This window comes from Nocardia takedensis NBRC 100417 (genome assembly GCF_000308695.1).
Lineage (GTDB): Bacteria > Actinomycetota > Actinomycetes > Mycobacteriales > Mycobacteriaceae > Nocardia > Nocardia takedensis.
The window spans coordinates 1-5314 of sequence record NZ_BAGG01000059.1; the positions used below are offsets into that span (position 1 = coordinate 1).

Below are 5314 nucleotides of genomic sequence, written 5' to 3' on the forward strand. Positions count from 1 at the left end.
ACGCGACAAGGCCCACACCAACGGCAGCACCAACGGCAACGCGAAGGCCATTGACGCCTGATCCTCTCCGTCCCTGTCCATTTCGACCCGCCTCTCGCGGGAGGTGCGTCATGACCACCGCGGCGTCCGCGAGCAGCGCCGCCGCCCCGCACTCCGGTGCGGACCCGGCGGCGGTGCTCGCCCCCGAGATCGAGGCGCTGCCGCACCACCAAGCTGTCGCCGCGGCCCGCGACCACGCGCGTATTCATGCGGACCGCCGTGGCTACCTCCTCCACCGCGGCCAGCAATCGGTGTACGCGCTCGAGGTGCCGGGATTCGCCACCCGAAGCCGGAGGCCGCCGGGTCCCGCGCGTCGGACTCGCCCGAGCGATCCGGCCCGTCGCGGTCACCGCGCCATCGTTCGCGGTTCCCCTGCGGCGTCTTCGGCCGACAACTCCTGTCAGGGAAGCGAGGTGATGCCCGTTCACAGAGTTCCGACCCGAAGTGATGCCCTTCCTGTTCGGTGGCCCCGCGCGCTCGCACCGGCGCGCGGGGCCACCGTCCCGTCCGCTCCGCTCCGGCGCGAACCCGGAGCTCGCCGGACCCACTCGTTCGACCACCACCACCGCGGAGGTTGCCGCTCATGACCGTCGTTTCCGCCGCCCGCGAAGCCGATCGCGAGGAATCCCCACCTTCGACGCCGACTCCCCCGGTGCCACTTTCCGATTCGACCACCGCGCACTTCGCTCACCTCGACATTCCCGCCCGCTTCGACCGGGCCTGGATCCCACCGAACACCGATGACTGCTACCGCTACCCCCACTGACCCCGACCCGAACCCGCTGCGGCCACGGCCGCGTCGCGGCACCGCCGTGGTGGCCTGGTACAACACCGAAAAAGGCTTCGGGTTCCTCACCCCCGATCGCGGCGGTCCGCCGATCTTCCTGCGCCACAACGCCATCGCCGTGCCCGGATACCGAACTCTGCGCCCGGGACAGACCGTGCGCTACACGGCCACCGACACACCTCGCGGACCCGAGGCCACCCACGTCGAACCCCTCGGCGGGCCGTCGTCTCGGACCGCTCACGCCGTGCCGCAGCAAGGCGCGCCGGAAGCGACGGCCTCGGCCTTCGCGGCCGACCCGCAGCAGGCGTTCTCGGCGGCGGCCTGCTCGACGGTGCCGCAACACACCGCGATCGACTCGGTGGTGGAGGGCGTCGCGCCCAGGACCGGGGCGGTGCCGAACTCCTCGGTATCGACGAGCACGGTGTAGACCTCCCAGCGTTCGGCATCCGGGCCGGTGACCCAGACCTTGTCCTGGGTGGCGAAACAACACGTCGTCGCGATCTGCTCCTGGGTGAACAGTCCCGCCTCGGACAGGCGAGCGATCTCGGAGTGGACCTGCTCGGAGGTCTCGACCTCCACCCCGAGATGGTTGAGGGTGCCACCCTGGCCGGCATTCTCGAGCAGGACCAGCTTCACCGGGGGTTCGGTGACGACGAAATTGGCGTAGCCGGGCTTGCGTTTGGCCGGTTGCGTGCCGAACAGGGTCGAGTAGAACTCGACCGCGGTATCGATGTCGTCGACGTTGAGGGCGAGTTGGATCCGGGACATGACCATGACCTCCAGGTTGTGTGACATATATCGAAGTCCTTCCGATGCCGAGTCTGCCCACATCTTCGACATATGTCAATAAGGTTGGTATGGTCGGAGCCATGCCCAAGGCGCTGCCCGTGATCGATATGTCCGCCCCTGTCTGCTGCGCGCCGGTCGCCGCAGGCCCGATCACCGACGACGCGGCTCTCGAAATCGCGATGCGGCTCAAAGCCCTGGCCGACCCGGTCCGGGTCAAACTCGTATCCCTGCTGTTCTCCAGTCCCGCCGGGGAGGAGAACAGCGGCGGCCTGGCCGCAGCGGTCGGGGTTTCGGAATCGACGGTCTCTCACCACCTGAAAGTGCTGCGCGAGGCCGGCCTCGTGGCCTCCGAACGCCGCGGCATGAACACCTTCCACCGCGGTCGCCGCGACGCCCTCGCCGCGCTGTGCCTGGTGCTGGATCCGAACTGCTGTCGCTGACCGGCCCTTCTCGGTCGGGCGAGGTCGAGGCCCATCGCGAGATCGCTCGCCGTGAGCACGGCATCGGATGGGCGACAGCGAATTCCTGCGCTTGTCGAGGTGTCCCTGAGCTGTCGCCGGCTCCGACGGTCGTACGAGCACGACGCCAGGTGCGCGCTCGGTTCGCGATCACCGCGCGCTGTTCGTTCCGGGAAGCGCGACACGGGGGGTCTGCGCGGGCTCGACGCGGCGGAGCGGTCCTAGGATCGCTCGGGGGCCGGCGAGAGGACTGTTCATGGCTCGGTCGCGCAGGTGCACGGCGGTGGGCGCGAGACTCGCCGCGGCGGCGGCCGTCACGGTCGGTGTGTGCTCGTGGTGGACGGTGTCCTGCTCCGCGACGCCGGTCGCCCGCTACGCCGGATGCGTCGACGTGTTGGCCCCCAATCCCGTTCTGGCCGAAGTGTTCCTGGGCATACGCGCCTACTTGGACGCCGCGGCGGCGCCAAGGGTCGGCCCCGCCACGCCCATGACGCCGCAGACCGCGGTCGAGCAGGCCCGTCGGGCCGATCCCGAACAGATCCCCCGCAAACAGGCCGTCCTGGACCGCATCCCGTCCGGCGGCTACGCCGCCTATGTCCGCGCGGTGTGCCCCGCGCAGCGTGAATTCGAGGGCGGCGGGCCCGGGGTGTCACAGGTGCGGTGGGCGATGGCCTTCGACGGGGTCACCCTGTGCGAGTGGCTACTCGAGCGGCCGGCGAGCGAGCCGAACCCCGCGCTCGGAGCGACCCGGATACAAGCAACACCCGGCGAGGCGACCGGCGCCGCGCGGGTTCGATACAGCGCCGTCAAACTCGACGGGGCGCGTCGATTCCTGTGTCCCCGGTGAGCGCGTCGGGACGGAGGCGGAAACCCGGGCGTCCGTAACGGATCACCCGTCCGATGCCACGGCGAGTGCGGACCGTCAGGAGCGTGGCGGACGTGCGAATTCGACGTCGACCACGAACGCCGCCCCCGGACCGGCAGGGGGCGGCGCGATGCGGCACCGGGTCGGGCTCAGCCGTTCTCGGTGACCGTGGTGTCGGGGTGGCGGCGACTGGTGTCGGGTTTGACGAAGTGGCCGGTGATGGCCGAGCGGTCCCGGCGCTGCTCGCCGTCGTGGGGTTCGTTCTCCCCCAGGGTCGTGCGCGGGTTCTCCGCCGCGGTCTCCTCGGTGACGTACTCACCCGTTTCGGCCGATCGGTGGCGGTCTGTGGACATGACGCTCCTCCTACGCGACTGCCGACCCCGCCTGCGGACTGCCCGCGGAACGGTATCGGCGAGATGGGTGTTCGCGGAACGGATTGCCTGTCGGAGCGAGGCGAAACACCGATCCGAGTTCACCGTCGAGGAGGCGATCGGCGCGGGGCGGGCATCGGTGTCGTCGCGGGCGGCACGACGAGGTCGCCCGCGACAGGAGCGCCACGGTGGGCGCGCGACGACCGGATCGCCACTGCGCGCTCGGGCCAGCGCCATACCCGCGTTGCCCCCCAGCGTGCTCGGGGTTACCCGGATCGCCTCGGCGCGTTCGGGCGAGCGCCATACCCGAGCTGCCACAGCGTGCTCAGGGTGAGCGACATACCCGGGCTGCCACAGCACGCTCGAGCAAGCGGCCTATCCGGGTTGCCACAGCACGCTCGGGCGAGCGACATACCCGGATTGCCACAGCACGCTCGGATGACCGGCATATCCGGGTTGTTGCCCGAAGGTGGCGGCTGCGGGGGGCGGTGCGTCGTCCGTCGCGGAGAACTCGACCGGTTTGCCCTTCCTCGTCGCGGGTAGTGCCTGCTTGCTCACGTGCGGTGTGTTGCGGAAAAGGTGGTGTCGATGGTGGTGCGGCAAGCGCAGGGCGGAACCGAGTCGTCCCCCGGTGCGGTACCGGAGATGGTGATCGTGGTGGTTCCCGTACACGACGAACAGGGGTTGCTGCCGCATTGCATGGCGGCGCTGGGCCGCGCCGCGGCCGCGGTGTCGATCCCGGTGCACACGATCGTGGTCCTCGACGCGTGCACCGACGACTCGGCGGACCGCGTTCCGGGGTGGGCGCGCTCGATCCACGTGCGGGCGCGCAACGTGGGCGCCGCGCGTGCGGCCGGATTCGATTGGGCCGCACGGATGTCGGCGAATACGAGCGCCCGCGACGTGTGGTACGCCACCACCGACGCCGACTCCGTGGTCTCCGAGGACTGGTTGACCGGCCATGTGCACCACGCCCGCAGCGCCGACCTCGTGGTGGGCACGGTGGCCGTGCGATGGCACGAACACGGCGGCCCGGTCCGCGCGGAGTACGAACGTCGCTACCGACATCGCGGCCTCGCGAACGGCCACGGGCACGTGCACGGCGCCAACCTGGGATTCCGCGCCGCCCACTATCACGCGGTGGGCGGATTCGGCCCGCTGGCGGTCGGCGAGGACGAAGATCTCGTGACCCGGATGCGCGAGGGCGGCGCGCGCACGGTCTGGGCGGAGCATCCGACGGTGTCGACCTGCGATCGCCGCGACAATCGGGTGGCGGGTGGATTCGGCGGCTATCTGACGGATCTGGCCGCGACGGTGGAGTGCGCGTGAGCGGAACTCCCACTCGGGACGAGATCCCCGCCGACGACGCCCTGGGATGGCCGTTGCCCGGCGCCGGTGACACCGTCGAGCGCTGGGCGGCCCTGACCCGGTTGTGTCGCGACGACATCGTCGTCGGCAGGCTCACCGAGGCACACGCCGACGCATACGCGATCACCCGTGAACTGGACGCGACACCGCCGCGGCCAGGACAGTTGTGGGGCGTGTGGGCGGCCGAGCCACCCGATCCCGTCCTCCGCGCGCGGACAGCCGGGGACGCCACACTGCTCTCGGGGCGGAAAGCCTGGTGTTCCGGGGCCGGGATCTGCACGCACGCCCTGGTCACCGCCACCACCGAGGACGGTCCCGCGCTGTACGCGGTGGATCTGTCCGCCCCCGGCGTGGCTGTTGTCCCCGGTAGCTGGCACGGCGTGGGAATGACCCGGTCGGCGACCTTGTCGGTGGATTTCACCGATGTCCCGGCGACCCTCGTCGCGCCGCCCGGCGGCTACGTGGAGCGGCCCGGGTTCTGGCACGGCGCGATCGGCGTCGCGGCGTGCTGGCTCGGGGCGGCCTACGCCGTCGCCGAACCGCTGCTGCGCTCGTCTCGTGACGATCTGCTCCTACGGGCGCACCGAGGCGCGGTCGATGCCGCCCTGTACGCCGCGCGGTGCGCGCTCACCTGCGC

7 protein-coding genes and 1 pseudogene are annotated in these 5314 nt (G+C 70.9%); 6 read left to right on the forward strand and 2 right to left on the reverse strand.

Annotation, left to right across the window (positions count from 1 at the left end; genetic code table 11):
• Positions 1-622: 622 nt before the first annotated feature.
• Positions 623-805, forward strand: a complete 183-nt coding sequence (locus tag ON30_RS12010) for a hypothetical protein (RefSeq protein ID WP_040706664.1) — start codon at positions 623-625, stop codon at positions 803-805.
• A pseudogene (locus tag ON30_RS42245) lies at positions 780-1022 on the forward strand (cold-shock protein); the annotation flags it as partial. The gene ON30_RS12010 and the pseudogene ON30_RS42245, both read left to right, overlap by 26 nt.
• A 41-nt stretch (positions 1023-1063) precedes the next feature.
• On the opposite strand, the gene ON30_RS12015 reads toward ON30_RS42245, so the two are convergent.
• The gene (locus ON30_RS12015) at positions 1064-1594 is read right to left on the reverse strand and encodes an ArsI/CadI family heavy metal resistance metalloenzyme (RefSeq protein ID WP_040706669.1); all 531 of its coding nucleotides are present in this window, start codon (positions 1592-1594) and stop codon (positions 1064-1066) included.
• A gap of 101 nt (positions 1595-1695) precedes the next feature.
• On the opposite strand from ON30_RS12015, the gene ON30_RS12020 reads away from it, so the two are divergent.
• Together ON30_RS12020 and ON30_RS12025 are read left to right on the forward strand one after the other, a co-directional pair.
• Positions 1696-2055, forward strand: a complete 360-nt coding sequence (locus ON30_RS12020; RefSeq protein ID WP_040706672.1) for an Rv2640c family ArsR-like transcriptional regulator — start codon at positions 1696-1698, stop codon at positions 2053-2055.
• Positions 2056-2356: 301 nt separating this feature from the next.
• The gene (locus tag ON30_RS12025) at positions 2357-2920 is read left to right on the forward strand and encodes a hypothetical protein (RefSeq protein WP_040706666.1); all 564 of its coding nucleotides are present in this window, start codon (positions 2357-2359) and stop codon (positions 2918-2920) included.
• 167 nt (positions 2921-3087) lie between these two features.
• Here the strand turns inward: ON30_RS12025 and ON30_RS12030 are convergent, their stop codons facing one another.
• On the reverse strand, positions 3088-3291 hold the full coding sequence (locus tag ON30_RS12030; protein WP_040706668.1) for a hypothetical protein: 204 nt from the start codon (positions 3289-3291) through the stop codon (positions 3088-3090).
• 606 nt (positions 3292-3897) lie between these two features.
• Here ON30_RS12030 and ON30_RS12035 point away from each other — a divergent pair.
• Positions 3898-4638 carry a glycosyltransferase family 2 protein gene (locus ON30_RS12035; RefSeq protein ID WP_051029217.1) on the forward strand — a complete coding sequence of 247 codons (741 nt, stop codon included), beginning with the start codon at positions 3898-3900 and terminating at the stop codon, positions 4636-4638.
• Positions 4635-5314 (forward strand): acyl-CoA dehydrogenase family protein (locus tag ON30_RS12040; protein ID WP_174387471.1); only part of this gene is annotated, 680 nt, incomplete at its 3' end. The genes ON30_RS12035 and ON30_RS12040, both read left to right, overlap by 4 nt.